The organism is Pseudomonas sp. PA-1-6B (genome assembly GCF_021609545.1).
Classification (GTDB): Bacteria; Pseudomonadota; Gammaproteobacteria; order Pseudomonadales; family Pseudomonadaceae; genus Aquipseudomonas; species Aquipseudomonas fluorescens_BV.
In genome coordinates, this window is the sequence record NZ_WJZM01000001.1 from 218,270 (window position 1) to 241,000 (window position 22,731).

Here is a 22,731-nt window from a genome sequence, read left to right on the forward strand (position 1 = left end):
CCTGCGATGAGGCCGTGCCAGTCGACATCTATGTCACTGGCTCACCGCTATCGCAGGCAAGCCAGCTCCCACACTTTTGCCGCGTTGTATCAGTTAGCCGATGGTCATCAGGCTGGCGTTACCACCCGCTGCAGCAGTGTTAACGCTCAAAGCACGCTCGATCACCAGACGCTCCAGCGCAATCGCCGTTTCGCCTTGCGACATGCCATGTACCCCGACAATTGCCCCACCGCGCTGCGCCACTTGCTGGCACACCGCACGCAGTTGGTCGGAATCACCGTGATGCAGCACGGCGTCAAACACCACGTCGTCCTTGGTCCAGTCGGCCACGCGCTTGATCTTCGCCTGAATTTCTTTAGGCAGGCGTGGGAACAAGGTCTTGGTCAACTCGGTTTCCGGCCATACCGCCGAACCGCCGACGGCCAATACCGCCGCCAGTTGGGTCAGCAGGTCGCCTTCCACTTCGGCCAGGCACAGCACGTGCTCGCGCGGCAGGATGGCGTAGCTGTTGCGCTCGCCGGTCGGGCCGGCCAGTTGGCGGGTGATACCGCTTTGCGATTGCGCTGCGAACTGCGTGCACAGGGCGCTCAGTTCACTGAACTTATTGCCGTCGGCCCAGGTTTTCAGGGCGGTCAGCGATTGGCTCATGGCATCACGCAGGCGCACATCCGGCGCGGCCAGCTTGTCGCCCCGTACGAAGGATTGCTCGATCGCATCGGTAGGACGAGTCGACAACAAGCGATACAGGTACAGCGGGCCACCGGCTTTCGGGCCAGTGCCCGACAGGCCTTCGCCACCGAACGGCTGCACGCCGACCACGGCGCCAACAATGTTGCGGTTGACGTAGACGTTACCGGCATTGACGTTGTCGATCACCTTGGCGATGGTCTCGTCAATGCGCGTGTGCACGCCCAGGGTCAGGCCGTAACCGGAAGCGTTGATCTGGCCGATGAGCTGGTCGATCTCTTTGCGCTTGTAGCGCACCACGTGCAGCACCGGGCCGAAGATTTCGCGTTGCAGTTCGTCGAAGCTTTCCAGCTCGATCAGGGTCGGCATCACGAAGGTGCCGCGCTTGATCTCTTCACCGTCGGCAATCGCCACCTGGTAAACGTTGCGGCCTTTGTCGCGCATGGCCTGGATGTGTTTCTCGATGCCGGCCTTGGCTTCGGCGTCGATTACCGGGCCGATGTCGACCGACAGGCGTTCCGGGTTACCCAGGCGGCATTCAGCCATGGCGCCCTTGAGCATTTCGACCACACGGTCTGCCGAATCTTCCTGCAGGCACAGCACGCGCAGGGCCGAACAACGTTGACCGGCGCTGTCGAAGGCCGACGATACGACGTCGATCACCACTTGTTCGGTCAGCGCCGAGGAATCGACGATCATCGCGTTCTGGCCACCGGTTTCGGCGATCAGCGGAATCGGGCGACCCTGGGCATCCAGGCGACCGGCGACATTGCGTTGCAGCAGGCGCGCCACTTCGGTGGAACCGGTGAACATCACGCCTTTGACGCGATCATCACCCACCAGGCGGGCACCGACGCTTTCGCCCTGGCCTGGCAGCAATTGCAGCACACCTTCCGGAATACCGGCTTCAAGCAGGATGCGTACGGCCTGGGCAGCCACCAGCGGCGTCTGCTCGGCAGGCTTGGCCAGCACCGGGTTACCGGCAGCCAGCGCTGCAGCTACCTGGCCGCTGAAGATGGCGAGCGGGAAGTTCCACGGGCTGATGCACACCACCGGGCCCAATGGGCGGTGGGCGTCATTGGTAAAGTCGTTGCGCGCCTGCACTGCGTAGTAGCGCAGGAAGTCCACGGCTTCACGCACTTCCGCGATGGCGTTGGCGAAGGTCTTGCCGGCTTCACGGGCCAGCAGGCCCATCAGCGGCTGGATCTCGCCTTCCATCAGGTCGGCGGCGCGTTCCAGGATGGCAGCGCGTTCGGCGGGCGGCGTGGCCTGCCAGATCGGCGCGGCGCTGATGGCGCACTGGATGGCGTTGTCGACGTCTTCGACGGTGGCCTCCTGTACCTGGCCGACCACGTCACGCAGGTCGGATGGGTTCAGCACTGGTTGTGCCGCTTCATTGCTGGCGGCGCAACCGAGCATCGGTGCGGCCTTCCAGTTGTTGTGAGCGGTGGCCAGCAGGGCGCAGGACAGCGAGGCCAGGCGATGTTCGTTGGCCAGGTCGATACCCGCCGAGTTGGCGCGGTCGCTGCCGTACAGGTCACGCGGCAAAGGGATGCGCGGGTGCGGCAGGCCGAAACCGCCTTCCTGGGTTGCCATTTGCTCGATGCTGGCCACCGGGTCGGCTACCAATTCCTGGATCGAGATGGACTGGTCAGCGATACGGTTGACGAACGAGGTGTTGGCGCCGTTTTCCAGCAGGCGGCGTACCAGATAGGCCAGCAGTGTTTCGTGGGTACCAACCGGCGCGTATACACGGCACGGACGGTTCAACTTACCTTCGGAAACCTTGCCTACAACCTGTTCGTACAGCGGTTCACCCATGCCGTGCAGGCACTGGAACTCGTACTGGCCGGGGTAATAGTTCTGACCGGCAATATGGTAGATAGCCGACAAGGTGTGGGCGTTGTGCGTGGCGAACTGCGGGTAGATGACTTCCGGCACCGACAGCAGTTTGCGTGCGCAGGCAATGTAGGAAACGTCGGTGTACACCTTGCGGGTGTAGACCGGGTAGCCTTCCAGGCCTTCGACCTGGGCGCGCTTGATTTCGCTGTCCCAGTACGCGCCTTTTACCAGGCGGATCATCAGGCGATGGCGGCTGCGGCGGGCCAGGTCGATGACGTAGTCGATCACATACGGGCAACGCTTCTGGTACGCCTGGATCACAAAGCCGATGCCGTTCCAGCCGGTCAATTGCGGCTCGAAGCACAGGCGCTCGAGGAGGTCCAGGGACAGCTCCAGGCGGTCGGCTTCTTCGGCGTCGATGTTCAGGCCGATGTCGTACTGCTTGGCCAGCAAGGTCAGCGACAGCAGGCGCGGGTACAGCTCGTCCATTACACGCTCGTACTGCGCACGGCTGTAGCGCGGGTGCAGGGCGGAGAGCTTGATGGAGATGCCCGGGCCTTCATAGATCCCACGGCCATGGGAAGCTTTGCCGATGGAATGAATGGCTTGTTCGTACGAGGCCAGGTACTTCTGGGCGTCATGTTCGGTGAGTGCGGCTTCACCGAGCATGTCGTAGGAATAGCGGAAGCCCTTGGCTTCGAATTTGCTCGCATTGGCCAAGGCTTCGGCGATGGTTTCGCCGGTGACGAACTGCTCGCCCATCAGGCGCATGGCCATGTCGACGCCCTTGCGGATCATCGGCTCGCCGCTCTTGCCGATGATGCGGCTCAGGGACGAGGTCAGGCCTGCTTCGTTGTGGGTCGACACCAGCTTGCCAGTCAGCAGCAGGCCCCAGGTAGCGGCGTTGACGAACAGCGATGGGCTGTTGCCCAGGTGCGGCTGCCAGTTGCCGGTGCTGATCTTGTCGCGGATCAACGCATCGCGGGTGCCTTTGTCCGGGATACGCAGCAGCGCTTCGGCCAGGCACATCAGCGCCACGCCTTCCTGGGACGACAGGGAGAACTCTTGCAGCAGGCCCTGAACAATACCGGCACGGCCGCCGGCACTCTTCTGATTGCGCAGTTTTTCGGCAATGCTCGCGGCCAGCTTGTTGGTGGCTTCGGCCATCGGGGCCGGCAGGCGCGCCTGTTCGATCAGCATCGGTACCACTTCCGGCTCGGGGCGGCGGTAAGCGGCGGTGATTGCGGCACGCAATACCGATTGCGGCAGGATGCTCTCGGCGAACTCAAGGAAGCACTGGTGGGCGTGGTCGGCCTGGACCTCGCCGGCATCATCGGCCTCCTTGGTGCTCAAGCCATTGAGCTCGGACAGGGTTGCACCACCCTCAAGTTTCTCCAGGTAATTGAAAATCGCCTGCTTGATCAGCCAGTGCGGCGTGCGATCAATGGAGGTCGCGGCGGCCTTCAGGCGTTCGCGGGTCGGGTCGTCGAGTTTGACCCCAAGGGTGGTCGTTGCCATTTTTTTATCCTCATGGGTGCCACTACCGAGTGGCATCTGCTGGCGGCAAGATTAGCTTTGCCCATCCTGAGGTGCAACCGGGTGCAACCCTTTTGTTGGTTAAATGTTCGACGCTTGATCGGAAAAAAATAAACACACGACCGAATTAGCTCCACGCTGGTGCATTTGCTTCTGAGATCGGCTGTTCTTGCTCCGAAAAGGAGCAAAAAAAGCGCGTTTGTCCTAAAACATACTTGGGTGCAACTTAATCGGCAGAAACTGGTTGCACCTTATTTGCTTTGTTGAATAGCATTCGCGCACCAAGGTGCAACCAACCCTCAGGGTGGGTTCATCGGCTGGCGGCTTTCCTGGGGAAACGCCAGTCATAAATGCGCGGCATGCAGGTTCGTCTATCCGGTTATCCACGGGTGGCCGTCCCCATGACCGTCGCTACATAAAAACAAAGCCAGGGCGTCACTCCTATGAGCGTTAGTAATCCAACCCTGATCACGTTCGTGATCTACATCGCAGCAATGGTGCTGATCGGCCTGATGGCCTATCGCTCCACCAACAACCTTTCCGATTACATCCTGGGCGGCCGCAGCCTCGGTAGCGTGGTGACAGCCTTGTCCGCCGGTGCTTCCGACATGAGCGGCTGGCTGTTGATGGGCTTGCCGGGCGCGATCTACATGTCTGGTCTGTCGGAAAGCTGGATTGCCATCGGCCTGATCGTCGGTGCTTACCTCAACTGGTTGTTCGTGGCCGGCCGCCTGCGCGTGCAGACCGAACACAACGGCGACGCCCTGACCCTGCCGGATTACTTCTCCAGCCGCTTCGAAGATAAAAGCGGCCTGCTGCGGATCATCTCCGCCGTGGTGATCCTGGTGTTCTTCACCATCTACTGCGCCTCCGGCATCGTCGCCGGCGCCCGCCTGTTCGAAAGCACCTTCGGCATGTCCTACGAGACCGCGCTGTGGGCCGGTGCTGCAGCGACTATTGCCTACACCTTCATCGGTGGTTTCCTGGCAGTCAGCTGGACCGACACCGTGCAAGCCACGCTGATGATCTTCGCGCTGATCCTCACGCCGATCATCGTGCTGCTGGCCACCGGCGGCGTAGACACCACCTTCCTGGCCATTGAAGCCAAGGACCCGACCAGCTTCGACATGCTGAAAAACACCACCTTCATCGGCGTTATCTCGTTGATGGGCTGGGGCCTGGGCTATTTCGGCCAGCCGCACATCCTCGCGCGTTTCATGGCGGCGGACTCGGTTAAGTCGATCGCCAAGGCGCGTCGCATTTCCATGACCTGGATGATCCTGTGCCTGGGCGGCACCGTGGCGGTAGGCTTCTTCGGTATCGCTTACTTCTCGGCACACCCGGAAGTGGCAGGCCCGGTGACTGAAAACCCAGAGCGGGTGTTTATCGAACTGGCCAAAATCCTGTTCAACCCATGGGTTGCCGGTGTGTTGCTGTCGGCCATTCTGGCGGCTGTGATGAGCACCCTGAGCTGCCAACTGTTGGTGTGCTCCAGCGCCCTGACCGAAGACTTCTACAAGGCGTTCCTGCGCAAAGGCGCTTCCCAGCTTGAATTGGTATGGGTCGGGCGGCTGATGGTGCTGGTCGTGGCCTTGATCGCCATCGCCATGGCCGCCAACCCGGAAAACCGCGTTCTGGGCCTGGTCAGCTACGCCTGGGCCGGTTTCGGTGCAGCCTTCGGCCCTGTGGTACTGATCTCGGTCATCTGGAAACACATGACCCGCAACGGCGCACTGGCCGGCATCCTGGTCGGCGCGATCACCGTGATCGTGTGGAAGCACTTCGAATTGCTGGGCCTGTACGAAATCATCCCAGGCTTCATCTTCGCCAGCCTGGCGATCTACTTCGTGAGCAAGATGGGCGCACCGACGGTGGGCATGGTCGAGCGTTTTGATGCTGCGGAAAAAGATTACAACTTGAACAAGTAATTCGCTGGGCGTTTAACGCCTGCTGAACGAACAAGAAAGGCCCACGTCCGAAGGACGCTGGGCCTTTTTTTGTGTGGGCTGATTGGTGCAATTGCCGTCGATGCCTGTGGGTTCCAGCGGTGCTCACGTAGGACCTTACTTATTTGCCGAGGCAGCGCTCGGCCAGGCGAACGGCTGGTGCAGAATCGGCCGCCCACCCTTCGCAGAGAAACACCGGATGTTCGCTCCTGCCAACCAACCTGCATTTACCCTGGCCCTGGATGGGGCGCCGAGTGATTTCGAGGTGTTCGCGTTCGACGGCACCGAGGCCATCAGCCAGCCCTATCGTTTTGAACTTGAGCTGGTCAGCGAGCAGCCGGATATCGACCTGGAGGGCTTGCTGCATCGCCAGGTGTACTTGGGCTTCGACGATCAGGGGCATGGCGTTCACGGCCTGGTGTATCGGGTTGCCCAGGGCGACTCGGGCCGGCGCTTGACGCGTTACCAGCTCAGCCTTGCGCCGCATCTGGCGTATCTGGCGCACAGCAGTCACCAGCGTATTTTCCAGCATAAGACGGTGCCGCAGATTGTTGCCCAAGTGCTGGCCGGGCAGGGGATTCACAGTGACCGCTTCGAGTTCCGGTTGAGCGGTGATTACCCTGAGCGTGAATATTGCGTGCAGTTCGGCGAGAGCGACCTGGCGTTCATCCAGCGCCTGTGTGCCGAGCTGGGTATTCACTATCACTTCCAGCATTCCTCCGAAGGGCACCTGCTGGTGTTTGGCGATGATCAGACCGTATTTGCCCAGGCAGATCAGCCCACGCCGTACCGGCCTGGTTCGGGAATGGTCGCCGCTAGCCCTGCGATCAAGCGCTTCACCTTGCAATTGGCGACCTGCACCACAGCGTTGAATCTTCGCGATTACGACTTTCGCAAACCCCATGTCGAGCTGGAAAGCGCAGCCGTCGATGAGTCATTGCCCAAGCTTGAAGCACAGCGCTACCCCGGCAACTTTTCCGACCGAGCCCATGGCCGATACCTCGCCCAGCGTGGCTTGGAGCGGCACCGCAGCGACTATCGCAGTGCCCATGGCCAGGGCGATGAGCTGGCGTTGGCCAGTGGTCGGTTTTTACAGTTGCGCGAGCACCCCCGCGAGGACTGGAATGACTTGTGGTTAGTGACGCAGGTGCGCCATGAAGGCAAACAACCGCAGGTGCTGGAGGAGGCGGTTACCGAGGAGGAGGGTGGGGAGCTGCGCCAGGGGTATCGCAACACATTTGTCGCCGCGCCATGGGATGCGGTGTTTCGTCCGCCTTTGCCGGAGCAGCCGCGCCCGACGGTATCGGGGTATCAAAGCGCGGTGGTTACCGGCCCGGTTGACAGTGAGGTCCACTGTGACGAGTACGGCCGGGTCAAGGTGCAACTGGCCTGGGATCGTGTCGGTGAGCACAACGACCATTCCAGTTGCTGGCTGCGGGTAGCCAGCGGCTGGGCCCATGACCGTTATGGCGTGGTGCTGATCCCCCGGGTCGGTATGGAGGTGCTGGTGGGGTTCGTCAATGGCGACATGGACATGCCGCTGGTGGTGGGGTGCCTGCCCAACGCCGCCACGCCAGTGCCCCTCGACCTGCCCGCGGACAAGACCCGTAGTCTCTGGCGTAGCCAGAGCAGCCCTGGCGGTGGTGGCTACAATGAACTGCGTATCGAGGACCGCAAGGGTGCCGAGGAAATCTACTTGCGCGCCCAGCGGGACTGGACCCAACATGTGTTGCACGACCAGCAGGTACAGGTCGATAACCAGCGTCGCGTGCAGGTGGGCGGCGAGTCGCGCCATGAGCTGCGGGGCGAAGAGCAGCGCATCACCCACGGCAACCGTTTGACGCAGCTCGAGCAGGATGACCATCTAGTGGTTGGCGGTTCGCAGCACATGCGTGCCGGGCAAATCATTGCGCTGGGGGCCGGGCAAAGCATCATCATTGATGCGGGTGCCAGCGTGACGATCCAGGCGGGCGGGCAGTCGATCACGTTGTCAGGGGGCGGGATATTCAGCAGCGTGCCGATCCAGCTCGGCAGCGCGCCTGCCCCGACGCCGGCGCCGTTAATGCCCGGGTTGAAAGAGGCTGTATTGACAGCGATTCCCGCGCCGTTAAGCCGTGCACAAGTGGTCAGCCTGAAACGCAGCGCGCCGTTCTGCGAAGAATGCGAGCGCTGCAAGAACGGCCAGTGCGACATCGACGCCCATAGGCGGAGTGCGTCCTGATGCCCGCGCTCTTGACGCCCAATGCCTGGCTGGCGCACTACCCGTTGCAGCCTGATGAACAGCTGTACGCCGTGCTGGGCAATGCCAGCGACGCCAAGCCGCTCGCCGCCTGGCAAGCCACGGCCGCTGCAAAGATGCCGCATCCGATCTGGGCGGGCACGGCCTACGCTGACTGGGATGAGGTCATGCCCTACGTTGGCATCGTTGAGCCGAGCAGTGCTTTTCTCGATTGGATAGCCACCACCCAAGCGTCGGATTGGGGCTGGCTGGCGGTCTCATCCAGCCCGCTGGAGGTGGTGATCGCGCATTTGAAGGGTTTGACCCAGGTGTACCTGCCGGAAAGCCAACCGGTGTTTTTGCGTTTCTGGGACGGCGCGCACCTTTTGCCGATGTTGCAGCTATTAGGCGACGAGGCCGGGCGCGTATTGCCAGTGTTCCAGCGCTACTTGATCAACGGCCAGCCGCTGTCGGTGGCGGCCAAACCCGTCACTGCGGCCCCGGCCAGCCCCTGGTGGCAGGTACCGGCATCGTTGCTCAAGCATATGGCGCAACATTCACCAAAGGTGCTGGTCGACAATCTGCTGCAATGGCTCCAGAAGCAGCGCCCTGACCTCTATACCGCGTTTACGCCAGCGATCTTGCAGCACAAGATCATCTATTTCGCACGCAGGCCGCAAATCAGCCATGGGGCATTGGCTGATTACCTTGCCTCGCAGCTCAGTTGAGCCCCTGGCGATAGCGTGACGTCCGTGCCGCCCGCCATGCGGCCCTGCACCTTTGCGCCGGTAGAAGGTAAACTTCGCCCCCTGCGCAGGAGCAACCATGAATTATCGTCACGCCTTTCACGCCGGCAACCATGCCGATGTCTTCAAACACCTGACCTTGACCCGCCTCATCGCCCTGATGTCGCGCAAGGAACAGCCGTTCGCCTACCTCGACACTCACGCAGGCATTGGCTTGTACGACTTGCAGGGCGACCAGGCCAACCGCACCGGTGAGTACCTGGAAGGCATCGCCCGCCTGTGGGGCGCAAGCGACCTGCCGCCGCTTACCGCCGACTATATGCGCGTGTTGCACGAGATGAACCCGGACGGCCAGTTGCGCTACTACCCGGGCTCGCCGGAACTGGCGCGCCGCCTCACGCGGCCCCAGGACCGTGTGCTGCTCAACGAGAAGCACCCTGAAGATGGCGTGCTGCTCAAGGACAACATGAAGGGTGATCGCCGCGTCAAAGTGCACCTGGGCGAAGGCTGGCACGTGCCACGGGCCTTGCTGCCAGTGCCGGAAAAGCGCGCGCTGATGCTGATCGACCCACCGTTTGAAAAACTCGACGAAATGCAGCGTTGTGCGGCATCCCTCAAGGAGGCCGTCAGCCGTATGCGCCAGACGGTCGCGGCGATCTGGTACCCGGTGAAAGACCAGCGCATGTTGCGCCGTTTCTATCAGGACCTGGCCGGTACCGGTGCGCCGAAGCTGCTGCGTGTGGAGTTGCTGGTGCATCCGCTGGATACGCCCAATACCCTCACCGGCTCGGGCCTGGCGATTGCCAACCCGCCGTGGGGCCTGGAAGAGGAATTGCGTGAGTTGCTGCCGTGGTTGTCCAAGCAACTGGGCCAGACCCAGGGTGGCTGGCAGATGGATTGGTTGATCGCCGAGTAACCGCCTTTCCAGCCAAACACAACCCAATGTGGGAGGGGGCTTGCCCCCGATTGCTGAGTATCAGCCACTACATCCGTAACTGACACTCCGCTATCGGGGGCAAGCCCCCTCCCACATTTGGTTTATGTTGACCCTAGATCGGGCAGGTCACGCCTGTGCCGCCGATCCCGCAGTAACCCTGGGGATTCTTCGCCAGGTACTGCTGGTGATACGCCTCGGCGAAGTACACCGTCGGGGCCTCTTCGATTTCCGTGGTGATCTCACCCAGGCCGGCCTTGCTCAGCTCTTGCTGATACGCCTCAGCACTGGCCTTGGCCGCCGCCAGTTGCTCAGGCGTGGTGGCGTAGATCACCGAACGGTACTGGCTGCCGATGTCGTTGCCCTGGCGCATGCCCTGGGTCGGGTTGTGCAGTTCCCAGAACATTTTCAGCAGGTCTTCGTATTTCACCTTGGCCTGGTCATACACCACCAGCACCACTTCGCTATGGCCGGTCAGGCCCGAGCAGACTTCTTCATAAGTCGGGTTGGGCGTAAAGCCGCCGGCGTAGCCAACCACGGTGCTGACCACGCCGTCGCGCTGCCAGAACTTGCGTTCTGCGCCCCAGAAGCAGCCCAGGCCGAAGATCGCAAAGCCGACATCATCCAGGAACGGGCCCAGCAGTGGGTTGCCGTTGACGAAGTGCGTTTCGGGCAACTTCATCGGGGTTTCACGACCAGGCAACGCTTGTTCTTGAGTAGGCAGCACGTTTTTGTTCACCAGAATTTCCGAGCGCAAGACCATGATCAGTCCTCTCGTCAGGTTGAGTAACAGTAAATTGTCAGGCAGCCAGTGTGCCCGAGTGTTACAGCGCTGTCAGGCGATTGGCCCGCGCGGGTAGCGTTTAAGCCTCTGCATCAGCTCGGCACCCGGGATCGGGCGGTCGAACAGGTAGCCCTGGCCCACGTCGCAACGGTGCCGGCGCAGGAACGCCAACTGCTCAGCGGTTTCGACGCCTTCGGCCACGACCTTGAGTTTGAGGTTGTGGGCCATGGCGATCACCGCCGAGGTGATTTCCATGTCGTCCTGGTTGTCCGGGATTTCATGGATAAAGCTGCGATCAATCTTAATGATGTCGATGGGGAATTTTTTCAAGTAGCTCAGCGACGAGTAACCGGTACCGAAGTCGTCCATCGCCAGGGTCAGGCCGAAGCTCTTGAGCTGGTCCAGTTGCAGGCGCGTATCTTCAGTGGCTTCCAGCAGCAAACCTTCGGTCAGCTCCAGCTCCAGCAGGTTGGCCGGCAGCTGTTCCTCCTTGAGGATGGTGGCAATCGAGGCCACCAGGTCCGGATCGGAGAATTGCTTGGGCGACAGGTTGATGGCCACCTGCAAGTTGCCCAGGCCTGCGGCCGTCAATTGCCGGCTCATGCGGCAGGCCTGGCGCGCGATCCATTTGCCGATGGGGATAATCAGCCCGGTTTCTTCAGCCACGCTGATGAACTGATCGGGACGGATCATGCCTTTTTCCGGGTGGTTCCAGCGCAACAGCGCTTCCATGCCCAGCAGGCGGCCGCTGCGCAGGCATAGCTTGGGCTGGTAGAACACGTCCAGCTCGTTCTGGGTCAGGGCACGGCGCAGGTTGTTTTCCACGAATAGCTTGTAGCTGGCCTCGGCATTCAGCGCTTCGGTAAACACTTGCACCTGGTGCTTACCGTTGGCTTTGGCCTTGTGCAGGGCCAGGCCGGCGTTGCGCATCAGGGTCTGCGGGTCGCGGCCATGTAGCGGCGCGCAGGCCAGGCCCACGGAACCGGTGACGCTGATCAACTGGTTGTCGACGAACATCGGCTTGTCGAGGGTGGTCAGTAACTGGCTGGCCACCTGCTGGCCGGTCTCAAGGTCGGCATCGTCCAACAGCACCGCGAATTCGTTACTGGCAAAACGCGCCAGGCTGCCGCCGCTGCTCAAGCTGTTGCGCAGGCGGCGCGCCAGGCTGATCAGCAACTTGTCGCCAGTCTGGTGGCCGAGGCTGTCGTTGATGCGCTTGAAGTTGTCGATGTCCACCAACAGCAGGCTGATCGGGCTGTCGCTGTCGCGGGCAAAGCGCTCGTCGAGGTTGCGAATGAACGCCGGGCGATTGCCCAGGTTGGTCAGGTTGTCGGTGTAGGCCAGGCGTTCGATGCGCTGCTGCGCCAGCTTGGTCTGGGTGATGTCTTCGTAGATGCCGATGTAGTGGGTCAGCTCGCGGTTGTCGCCATACACCTTGGAAATCGACAGCTGGCCCCAGTAGGGTTCCAGGTTTTTGCGGCGGCTCTTGAACTCGCCTTGCCAGCTGTTGCTTTTGGCCAAGGCCGAAGGCGCGTCGAACAGCAATTCGCTGAGGTTCTCCAGAGCTGGCAGTTGGGCCAGGCGATGGCCGTGGACTTCTTCGGCGCTGTATTGGGTAATCGCGGTGAAGCTGGGGTTGACGTACTCCACCACGCCGTCGCAATTGACCAGCAAAAACGCGTTGGCGCTTTGCTCCACGGCGCGCTGGAACAAGTGCAGGGCGCTGGTGGCAGTGCGGCGGTTGTGGTTGTTGATGACTTGGGCGAACTGGTCTGCCAGCTCGCCGGCGAATGCGATCTCATCGGACTGCCAGGCGCGCGGGCTGCCACCTTGCTCCAGGCACAGCACGCCGACGACCTGGCCGTCGACACGGATGCTGGCGTCGAGCATCGCGTGGATGTCCTTGGCGCGCAGGCTTTCGGCCATTTCCCGGGTGCGTGGGTCGCGCAGGGCGTGGGTGGCGTCGATGGCGCGGCTGGAGTGCAGGGCCTCCAGATAATCCGGGAAGCCGCTGGCATCAATGGCTTCAGGCAGATGGTGTTGTTGATCGGCGCGGTGATAGGCGGAGATCGGTACCAGATGATGGCCTTCGAGGTTCCAGATGCTGGCGCAGTCGATCTGGTAGATGTCGCAGGCGCTGCGCGTGATCAGTTCAGCGGCTTCTTGCAGGGAGTTGGGCGTGGTATAGCGTTGGCGCGCCAGCAGCAGGATCAGTTCTTGCTGGGCGCGCACCCGTTCCAGGTGCTGCAACTGTTCCTGCTGCGCCCGCTGGTTGAGCTCCAGGGCGATCTGCAGGCGGCTGTTCTGGTTTTCCAGGTCGACGGTTGGGGCGGGCGCGCTGGTCTCGCTGAACAGTCCCTCAACCACCATCAGGTAGCCGCGCACCAAGTGGCGGTTATGTTGTTTGTAGGCCTCGCCCATCTCCAGCACGCTCAGCGGGCCATCATGGGTGTGCAGGTTGTAGCGCACCAGATAATGGGGGCTGTGGGCCAGTTGTTGCTGAATCGCATCGTGCAACTGGTAACGCGCCTGGGGTTCCATCAGGCTGGCGTAGGGCGTGCCGATCAAGGCGCAGAGTTCTACCGCCGGCAGGCCGAACTGGCGTTCGCAATTGGGATCGAGGTAGAGCAGGGCCCAGCTTGCCTCATTAAGCCGCTCGAAACGCAGCATACCGAGGCGCGAAGGCACCGGTAATTGCGTCACTACCTCGGCCGCCATACGGGCGACATCGGGTTGGCTTTTCATGGGGAAACTCGCTTGGGAAAATGCGCACTGCGCTGGGCTCACGCCCTCTTGACTGTCGACTGCGGCAAGGTTGCATCATGCAGGACGCAGTGACAAGAGAGGATGAAGGCTAAGTGCTATAAGCCTGTTATCGGCCGCGCGAGGGATTTCTGTAATTGGGGTGATCGGTGGTGCGTTGACGCAGGTAGGGTGCTTGCGTGTGGCGAGCAAGCTTGCTTGCGCTGGGCTGCGCAGCGGCCCCAAAATCTTGGGAGCGCTTCGCACTCCAGCGGGAGCAAGCTCCCTCGCCACAGCAAGCTCGCTCCTACAAAATACAGGCAAAAAAAGCCCCGCCAAGTGGCGGGGTTGAGGTGCGAGCGTGGCGCTCGGAAATCGGTGTGGCAAGGGCCTTCCAGGTAACGGGAAGGCCCTGCGACTTACAGCAGGATGGTGCGGATGTCGTTCAGCAACTGGCTCAGGCGCTGGGTGAAGCGCGCAGCCGCGGCGCCGTTGATCACACGGTGATCGTAGGACAGCGACAGTGGCAGCATCAGCTTGGGTTGGAACGCTTTACCGTCCCACACAGGCTGGATGGTGGCCTTGGACACACCCAGGATCGCCACTTCCGGCGCGTTGACGATTGGCGTGAAGCCAGTGCCGCCAATGTGGCCCAGGCTGGAGATGGTGAAGCAGGCGCCCTGCATGTCGTCCGGGGTGAGCTTCTTGTCGCGGGCCTTGGCAGCCAGCGCAGCCGCTTCGCCAGCGAGTTGCAGGAGGCTCTTCTGATCGACGTTCTTGATGACCGGTACCAGCAGGCCATCCGGGGTGTCGACCGCAAAGCCGATGTGCACGTACTTCTTGCGAATGATCGCTTTGCCGCTTGGCGCCAGCGAGCTGTTGAAGTCCGGCAGTTCCTTGAGCAGGTGTGCGCAGGCCTTGAGCAGCAGTGGCAGCACGGTCAGCTTTACGCCGGCCTTCTCGGCCACGGCTTTCTGCGCAACGCGGAACGCTTCCAGGTCGGTGATATCGGCCTGGTCGAATTGAGTCACGTGCGGAATGTTCAGCCAGCTGGCGTGCAGGCCTGCCGCGCCGATTTGCATCAGGCGGGTCATCGGCACTTCTTCGATTTCGCCGAAGCGGCTGAAATCTACGGTACGGATCGGCGGAATGCCCGAACCACCGGTAGCGCCGCCGGCAGCCGGAGCTTCCTTGGCTTTTTGCATCATGGCTTTGACGTAAACCTGCACGTCTTCCTTCAGCACACGGCCGTGAGGGCCGCTGGCCGCAACAGCGCTCAGCTCGACGCCAAATTCACGGGCCAGCTGACGCACGGCTGGGCCGGCGTGAACCTTGGCACCGCTTGGCGCAGGTGCGGCAGCCGCAGGGGCGGGCGCAGCTTCGGCTTTTGCGGCCGGTGCAGGGGCAGCAGCGGCAGGTGCCGCTTCAGCCTTGGCAGCCGGAGCAGCAGCCGGTGCTGGTGCGGCGGCTGGCGCAGCACCTTGTACTTTGAGCTTGAGGATGAAATCACCGGTGCCGACTTCGTCTTCCAGCTTGACCGCAATGCTTTCCACTACGCCTGCAGCCGGCGATGGGATCTCCATGGAGGCCTTGTCGGACTCCAGGGTGATCAGCGACTGGTCGGCTTCGACGGTGTCGCCGACCTTGACCAGCAGCTCGATGATCTTGGCCTTGCCCGACGAGCCGATGTCCGGGACGTGAATGTCCTGGACGGTCGCGGCGGCAGGTGCAGCGGCCGGGGCTGGAGCAGCCTCGGCAGCGGCAGGCTTTTCAGCAGCAGGTGCAGCGGCGGCCGGAGCCGCGGCCGCAGGGGCTGCATCAGCAGCGCCTTCGATTTCCAGCTCCAGCAGTTCGTCGCCTTCCTTCAGGCGGTCGCCCAGCTTCACTTTCAGGCTCTTGACCACGCCGGCCTTGGGAGCAGGGATTTCCATGCTCGCCTTGTCCGACTCCAGGGTCAGGATGCTCTGGTCGGCTTCGACGGTGTCGCCGACCTTCACAAACAGCTCGATTACTTCACCTTCACCGCTGCCGATGTCAGGTACGCGAATGAGTTCGCTCACAAAAAATCTCCTCAGCAGTCCAGTGGGTTGCGTTTTTCCGGGTTGATCCCGAACTTGACGATGGCGTCAGCCACCACCTTGGGTTCGATCTCACCACGGTCAGCCAAGGCTTCCAGGGCTGCCAACACCACGAAGTGACGGTCGACTTCGAAGAAGTGACGCAGCTTCTTGCGGCTGTCACTGCGGCCGAAACCATCGGTGCCCAGGACTTTGAATTCCTTGGACGGGACCCACTGGCGAATTTGTTCTGCAAACAGTTTCATGTAGTCGGTAGAGGCAATGACTGGACCCTTACGGCCGGCCAGGCACTCTTCGACGTAGCTCTTGGCTGGTTTCTGGCCAGGGTGCAGGCGGTTGCTGCGCTCCACGGCCAGGCCGTCGCGGCGCAGTTCGTTGAAGCTGGTAACGCTCCACACGTCGGCGCCGACGTTGAACTCGTCACGCAGGATCTTCGCCGCTTCACGTACTTCACGCAGGATGGTGCCGGAGCCCATCAGCTGTACGTGGTGCGCCGCTTCCTTGGTGTCTTCTTCGAGCAGGTACATGCCCTTGATGATGCCTTCTTCCACACCGGCCGGCATGGCTGGCTGCTGGTAGGACTCGTTCATCACGGTGATGTAGTAGAAAACGTCCTGCTGCTCTTCGGTCATCTTCTTCATGCCGTCCTGGATGATCACCGCCAGCTCATAGCCGTAGGTTGGATCAAAGGTGCGGCAGTTCGGGATGGTGGCAGCCAGGATGTGGCTGTGACCGTCTTCGTGTTGCAGGCCTTCGCCGTTCAGCGTGGTGCGGCCGGCGGTGCCGCCGATCAGGAAGCCACGGGTGCGGCTGTCGCCAGCGGCCCAGGCCAGGTCGCCGATACGCTGGAAGCCGAACATCGAGTAGAAGATGTAGAACGGCAGCATTGGCTGGTTGTGGCTGGAGTACGAAGTACCGGCAGCGATGAAGGAGCTCATGGCGCCCGCTTCGTTGATGCCTTCTTCGAGGATCTGGCCCTTCTTGTCTTCCTTGTAGAACATCACCTGGTCTTTATCGACTGGCTCGTAGAGCTGGCCGACGGAGGAGTAGATGCCCAACTGACGGAACATGCCTTCCATACCGAAGGTACGGGCTTCGTCCGGGATGATCGGGACGATGCGCGGGCCGATGTCCTTGTCCTTGACCAGCTGCGCCAGGATGCGCACGAAGGCCATGGTGGTGGAGATTTCACGGTCGCCCGAGCCGTCAAGGATAGCCTTGAGGGTGCTCAGGTCTGGCGTCGGTACGCTAAAGCTGTTGGCGCGGCGCTGTGGCACGAAACCGCCCAGTGCGCTGCGACGCTCGCTCAGGTAGCGGGCTTCGGCGCTGTTTGGCTCCGGCTTGAAGAACGGCAGGTTCTCCAGCTCTTCGTCCTTGACTGGGATGTCGAAGCGGTCGCGGAACAACTTCAGGCTGTCGACATCGACTTTCTTGGTGTTGTGCGCGGTGTTCTTCGCTTCGCCGGCACCGGTGCCATAACCCTTGATGGTCTTGGCCAGGATGACGGTGGGTTGTTCTTTGTGGTTGACCGCTTCGTGGTACGCCGCGTAGACCTTGTACGGGTCGTGGCCGCCACGGTTGAGCTTCCAGATCTCGTCGTCGGACAGGTCGGCAACCATGGCCTTGAGTTCAGGCGTGTTGAAGAAGTGCTCGCGGACGAACGCGCCGTCCTTGGCTTTGTAGTTCTGGTACTCGCCGTCGATGACTTCGTCCATGCGACGTTGCAGGATACCGTCGACGTCCTTGGCCAGCAGTGGGTCCCAGAAACGGCCCCAGATGACTTTGGTCACATTCCACTGAGCACCGCGGAACACGCCTTCGAGTTCCTGGATGATCTTGCCGTTGCCGCGAACCGGGCCGTCGAGGCGCTGCAGGTTGCAGTTGATGACGAAGATCAGGTTGTCGAGCTTCTCGCGGCCGGCCAGGGAGATGGCGCCCAGGGATTCCGGCTCGTCGCACTCGCCGTCGCCCAGGAAGCACCAGACTTTCTGCTTGCCTTCCGGAATGAAGCCGCGGGCTTCCAGGTACTTCATGAAACGTGCCTGGTAGATCGCCTGGATCGGGCCCAGACCCATGGAAACGGTCGGGAACTGCCAGAAATCAGGCATCAGCCAAGGGTGCGGGTAGGACGACAGGCCCTGACCGTCGACTTCCTGGCGGAAGTTGTTCATTTGTTCTTCGCTGATGCGACCTTCCATGAACGCACGGGCGTAGACGCCTGGCGAGGTGTGGCCCTGGAAGTAGATCAGGTCGCCGCCGTGTTCGTCGGTCGGGGCCTGGAAGAAGTAGTTGAAGCCGATGTCATACAGGGTTGCGCTGGAAGCGAAGCTGGAGATGTGACCGCCCAGGTCCGAATCTTTCAAGTTCGTGCGCATTACCATCGCCATGGCGTTCCAGCGTACCAGCGAGCGAATGCGGCGTTCCATGAACAGGTCGCCAGGCATGCGTGCTTCGTGGGTAACGGGGATGGTGTTGCGGTACGGCGTAGTGATGGCGTAAGGCAGTTGCGAGCCGCTGCGGGTCGCGAGTTCGCCCATACGGGTCATCAGGTAGTGAGCACGGTCTTCGCCTTCTTTGTCGAGAACCGATTCCAGGGCGTCCAGCCATTCCTGGGTTTCGACGGGATCGAGGTCTTGCATGGCTTGCTCCAGGGCGGAAAGGCTACCAGAATCGGTTGCCTGAAGTTTGCGACTGGCCTTGTGGGCAGACGACATAAATTCTTGGATGGCCGAAGGTTGCTTCGGCGTCCTGTAGTTTTACTACAAATCGTCGGCCATTTCAGCCTTTCGAATGTATATACGAGTAGTAAAACTACACAAGACTGAGCGTATGGCTCGGTCTTGCTGGTGAGCATAATCGTTATTGTTGGTCTATTGCGAACAAGAAAAGGTGAAACTTTGATGTTGCCTGCCAAGATTAATTTAATTTCAGCTATTTCTAACCTTTGTTCGACAGTCCTTCACCGAGCATGGCTCTTGCCTTCACAACTACACGCCATTTACACGCCGATCAAGGATAGACCATGAGCCTTCCAACGCTGGCCGAACTGCCGGCCATTCTGTTGCCTTACGCCAACCGGGCCGAGCAGTCATTTCGTGACGCGGTGGCCGCGCTGGATGACGATCATGGCCTTTCTGCGTGGACGCCGCAACGGTGGGCCGACTTCGCCCGCGTGTGCGCCGCCAGTGATTTCGTCATTGAACAGAGTGTTCGTGACCCTTTGATGTTGCTGGAGCTGGTGGCCTGGGGCGAGCTGGACCGCGGCTTTGCGCCTGGCGAGCTATGCAGCCAGATAGCCGGTGCCGTGCAACAGGCCGAAACAGAAGATGAACTAGGCCGTGTGCTGCGCCGCCAACGCACGCGCCAGCAGGTGCGCATCATCTGGCGCGACATCACACGCCAGGCCGACCTGGTGCAAACCTGTCGCGACCTGTCCGACATGGCCGACGCCTGCATCGACCAGGCCTATCAATGGCTGTACCAGCGCCACTGCGCCCAGTTCGGCACGCCGACCGGCGCACGCAGCGGCGAGGCACAGCACATGGTCATCCTCGGCATGGGCAAGCTCGGTGCAGTGGAGCTGAACCTGTCGTCGGATATCGACCTGATCTTCGCCTACCCCGAGGGCGGCGAGACGGTGGGCGTGAAGCGCGCCCTGGATAATCAGGAGTTCTTTATTCGCCTGGGTCAAAAACTGATCAAGGCCCTGGACCCGATGACCGTCGACGGTTTTGTCTTCCGCGTCGACATGCGCCTGCGTCCCTACGGTTCGGCCGGCGCCCTGGTGCTCAGCTTCAACGCGCTGGAGCAGTACTACCAGGACCAGGGCCGGGACTGGGAGCGCTACGCCATGATCAAGGCGCGGGTGGTGGCCGGCGACCAGGCGGCTGGCGCGCAACTGCTCGACATGCTGCGCCCGTTTGTCTATCGCCGTTATCTGGACTTCTCGGCCATCGAAGCGCTGCGCACCATGAAGCAACTGATCCAGCAGGAAGTACGGCGAAAGGGCATGGCCGACAATATCAAGCTGGGCGCGGGCGGCATTCGTGAGGTGGAATTTATCGCCCAGGCATTCCAACTGATCCATGGCGGCCGCGACCTCAGCCTGCAGCAACGCCCGCTGTTGAACGTGCTGGGCACGCTGGAAGGCCAGGGGTATTTGCCCGCGGCGGTGATCAGCGAGCTGCGCAGCGGTTACGAGTTCCTGCGCTACACCGAACATGCGATCCAGGCGATTGCCGACCGCCAGACGCAAATGCTGCCGGACAGCCCCGAAGACCAGGCACGCATTGCCTTTATGTTGGGCTTCAGTGACTGGGCCGTGTTCCATGAGCGCCTGATGTACTGGCGTGGCCGTGTGGACTGGCACTTTCGCCAAGTGATTGCCGACCCTGATGAAGAAGAGGGCGAAGAAAGCGAATTGGTGGTCGGTGGTGAATGGCTGCCGTTGTGGGAGGAGTCCCAGGATGACGACGCCGCGTGCCGCCAGTTGAGTGAAGGCGGTTTCACCGATGCCCCCAAGGCCCTCAAGGCCTTGGCCAGCCTGCGTGCCAGCCCGCAGTTGCGCGCCATGCAGCGCCTGGGGCGCGAGCGCCTGGATGCGTTCATCCCGCGCCTGCTGGCCCAGGCCGTTGAACATGCCAACCCCGACCTGGTGCTGGAACGCGTATTGCCGCTGGTAGAAGCCGTGGCCCGGCGTTCGGCCTACCTGGTGTTGCTGACCGAGAACCCCGACGCCTTGCGCCGCCTGTTGACCTTGTGCGCAGCCAGCCCGTGGATCGCCGAGCAGATCACCCGTTTCCCGCTGTTGCTGGATGAATTGCTCAACGAAGGCCGCTTGTTCAAGCCGCCGCTGGCGCCGGAACTGGCCGCTGAGTTGCGCGAGCGCCTCACGCGCATTCCCGAAGATGACCTTGAGCAACAAATGGAAGCCTTGCGCCATTTCAAGCTGGCGCACCGCCTGCGGGTGGCCGCCTCGGAAATCGCCGGCAGCCTGCCGTTGATGAAGGTCAGCGACTACCTCACCTGGCTGGCCGAAGCGATTCTTGAACAAGTGCTGGCCCTGGCCTGGCGCCAGACGGTCGCCCGTCACGGCTCGCCGCAGCGACTGGACGGCACCCTGTGCGATCCTGGGTTCATCATTGTCGGTTATGGAAAAGTGGGCGGCATCGAACTGGGGCATGGTTCGGACCTGGACCTGGTGTTTATCCATGACGGCGACCCCCAGGCCGAGACGGACGGTGCCAAGCCGATCGATGGCGCGCAATTCTTTACACGCCTGGGCCAGCGCATCATTCACCTGCTGACCACCCAGACCAACTCCGGCCAGTTGTATGAAGTGGACATGCGCCTGCGACCTTCCGGCGCATCCGGCTTGTTGGTGAGTTCCCTGGGGGCGTTTGATCGCTATCAACAAAATGAAGCCTGGACCTGGGAACATCAGGCCCTGATCCGCGCGCGGGTGCTGGTGGGCAGCCAGGACGTGGGCCAGGCGTTCGAGCAGGTACGGGCTAACGTGTTGGGGCGTGAGCGGGACTTGGAGAAGCTGCGCCAGGAGGTCAGCGAGATGCGTGCCAAGATGCGTGACAACCTGGGCACCAAGGCCACGACGGCCGGCAGGGGCGCCAATGCCTTCGAGGCCACGGCGCTGTTCGACCTCAAGCAGGACGCCGGAGGTATCGTCGATATTGAATTTATGGTGCAATACGCGGCTTTGGCGTGGTCTGCGCAACATCCATCGTTGCTGCGCTACACCGACAATATCCGCATTCTGGAGGGCCTGGAGCAGGTCGGGCTGATGCCCGCCGCCGATGCCCATTTGCTGCGTGAAGTGTACAAGGCCTACCGCTCAGCCGCGCACCGCCAGGCTTTGCAGAACGAGGCCGGTACGGTAGCCGGGGACCAGTTCGCCGACGAGCGGCGACAGGTGATGCGAATCTGGCAGGTGCTGGGCTTAAATTGAAATTCGACTGATTGGCGACGCCAATTTTTATATGGGGTGCGGATTAATGTGGGAGCCGGGCTTGCCCGCGATGCAGGCGCCTCGGTTTATCAGGGATACCGAGGTGATGCGATCGCAGGCAAGCCAACTCCCACATAAAGATGCTCCCTGGCGCACCGCGATCTACAGTCATTATCGAGGCGGGGAGGCATAGGCCTCCCCGCATCGTTTGTGGAAACTACATGAATATTCTGATCGTTGGGCCCAGTTGGGTCGGTGACATGGTGATGGCACAGACACTGTTTCAGTGCCTGCGCCTGCGCTATCCAGACTGCCAGATCGACGTGCTCGCCCCTGAGTGGAGCCGGCCGATCCTTGAGCGCATGCCCGAGGTGCGCAAGGCCTTGAGCTTCCCGCTCGGCCACGGTGCCCTGGAGTTGGCGACCCGCCGACGCATCGGCAAGTCCATGGCGGGCCAGTACGACCAGGCGATCCTGCTGCCTAACTCGCTGAAGTCGGCGCTGGTGCCGTACTTTGCCGGTATCCCCAAGCGCACCGGCTGGCGCGGCGAGTTTCGCTATGTGCTGCTCAATGACGTGCGCACCCTGGATAAAGCCCGTTACCCGTTGATGATCGAACGCTTTATGGCTTTGGCCTACGAGCCGGGCGCTGAACTGCCCAAGCCGTACCCGCGCCCCAGCTTGCAGATCGACCCGGTGACCCGTGACGCGGCGCTGGCCAAGTTCGGCCTCACTCTGGATCGGCCCGTATTGGCCTTGTGCCCGGGCGCCGAGTTTGGCGAGTCCAAGCGCTGGCCGTCGGAGCATTACGCCAAAGTCGCTGAAACCAAGATCCGCGAAGGCTGGCAGGTGTGGTTGTTCGGTTCCAAGAACGATCATTCGGTGGGTGAAGACATTCGCCAGCGCCTTATCCCCGGCCTGCGTGAAGAAGCGGTGAACCTCAGTGGCGACACGTCCCTGGCTGAGGCCATTGACCTGTTGTCGTGCGCCGACTCGGTGGTGTCAAACGACTCCGGCCTGATGCATGTGGCGGCGGCGCTGAACCGTCCGCTGGTGGCCGTGTACGGCTCCACATCCCCAGGCTTCACTCCGCCGTTGGCCGACAAGGTCGAAGTGGTGCGCCTGGGTCTGGATTGCAGCCCCTGTTTTGACCGCACCTGCCGCTTCGGCCACTACAACTGCCTGCGCCAGTTGCTGCCCCAGCCGGTAACCGATGCCTTGCAGCGTTTGCAGGGCGACGTGGTCGAGGTTCATTGA

General features: G+C 61.7%; 11 protein-coding genes. 6 read left to right on the plus strand and 5 right to left on the minus strand.

Features of this window, described 5'->3' with window-relative positions; translation table 11 throughout:
* Nucleotides 1-93: 93 nt before the first annotated feature.
* Complete coding sequence (putA, locus tag GIV35_RS00985; protein ID WP_105225517.1) at nucleotides 94-4,047, minus strand: trifunctional transcriptional regulator/proline dehydrogenase/L-glutamate gamma-semialdehyde dehydrogenase; 3,954 nt, start codon at nucleotides 4,045-4,047, stop codon at nucleotides 94-96.
* Between the two features lie 461 nt (nucleotides 4,048-4,508).
* Between putA and putP the strand changes: the two genes are divergently transcribed.
* The 4 genes from putP (at nucleotide 4,509) to GIV35_RS01005 (ending at nucleotide 9,891) form a co-directional block, all read left to right on the plus strand.
* A complete protein-coding gene (gene putP / locus GIV35_RS00990) occupies nucleotides 4,509-5,993 on the plus strand; it encodes a sodium/proline symporter PutP (protein ID WP_105225518.1) in 1,485 nt (494 codons plus the stop codon).
* A gap of 217 nt (nucleotides 5,994-6,210) precedes the next feature.
* Nucleotides 6,211-8,232, plus strand: a complete 2,022-nt coding sequence (locus GIV35_RS00995) for a type VI secretion system Vgr family protein (protein WP_223023737.1) — start codon at nucleotides 6,211-6,213, stop codon at nucleotides 8,230-8,232.
* Nucleotides 8,232-8,957 (plus strand): DUF4123 domain-containing protein, encoded by a 726-nt coding sequence (locus GIV35_RS01000; RefSeq protein ID WP_236264126.1) that lies wholly within the window; start codon nucleotides 8,232-8,234, stop codon nucleotides 8,955-8,957. The genes GIV35_RS00995 and GIV35_RS01000 overlap by 1 nt, the downstream gene beginning before the upstream one ends.
* Before the next feature lie 97 nt (nucleotides 8,958-9,054).
* The gene (locus GIV35_RS01005) at nucleotides 9,055-9,891 is read left to right on the plus strand and encodes a 23S rRNA (adenine(2030)-N(6))-methyltransferase RlmJ (protein ID WP_032893901.1); all 837 of its coding nucleotides are present in this window, start codon (nucleotides 9,055-9,057) and stop codon (nucleotides 9,889-9,891) included.
* A gap of 133 nt (nucleotides 9,892-10,024) precedes the next feature.
* On the opposite strand, the gene msrA is transcribed toward GIV35_RS01005, so the two are convergent.
* The 4 genes from msrA to aceE form a co-directional block, all read right to left on the minus strand.
* Complete coding sequence (gene msrA, locus GIV35_RS01010) at nucleotides 10,025-10,672, minus strand: peptide-methionine (S)-S-oxide reductase MsrA (RefSeq protein WP_014716620.1); 648 nt, start codon at nucleotides 10,670-10,672, stop codon at nucleotides 10,025-10,027.
* 72 nt (nucleotides 10,673-10,744) lie between these two features.
* Nucleotides 10,745-13,438: a putative bifunctional diguanylate cyclase/phosphodiesterase gene (locus tag GIV35_RS01015; protein WP_236264125.1), complete on the minus strand. Its 2,694-nt coding sequence runs from the start codon at nucleotides 13,436-13,438 to the stop codon at nucleotides 10,745-10,747.
* A gap of 416 nt (nucleotides 13,439-13,854) precedes the next feature.
* On the minus strand, nucleotides 13,855-15,495 hold the full coding sequence (gene aceF / locus GIV35_RS01020; RefSeq protein ID WP_223023739.1) for a dihydrolipoyllysine-residue acetyltransferase: 1,641 nt from the start codon (nucleotides 15,493-15,495) through the stop codon (nucleotides 13,855-13,857).
* Between the two features lie 11 nt (nucleotides 15,496-15,506).
* Nucleotides 15,507-18,152, minus strand: coding sequence for a pyruvate dehydrogenase (acetyl-transferring), homodimeric type (gene aceE, locus GIV35_RS01025; RefSeq protein ID WP_003187985.1), 2,646 nt, complete (start codon nucleotides 18,150-18,152; stop codon nucleotides 15,507-15,509).
* A 383-nt stretch (nucleotides 18,153-18,535) separates the two neighbouring features.
* Here aceE and glnE point away from each other — a divergent pair, with 383 nt between their 5' ends.
* Together glnE and waaF are read left to right on the plus strand one after the other, a co-directional pair.
* Nucleotides 18,536-21,475, plus strand: a complete 2,940-nt coding sequence (gene glnE / locus GIV35_RS01030; protein ID WP_223023740.1) for a bifunctional [glutamate--ammonia ligase]-adenylyl-L-tyrosine phosphorylase/[glutamate--ammonia-ligase] adenylyltransferase — start codon at nucleotides 18,536-18,538, stop codon at nucleotides 21,473-21,475.
* Nucleotides 21,476-21,696: 221 nt separating this feature from the next.
* Nucleotides 21,697-22,731: a lipopolysaccharide heptosyltransferase II gene (gene waaF, locus GIV35_RS01035; RefSeq protein WP_060764898.1), complete on the plus strand. Its 1,035-nt coding sequence runs from the start codon at nucleotides 21,697-21,699 to the stop codon at nucleotides 22,729-22,731.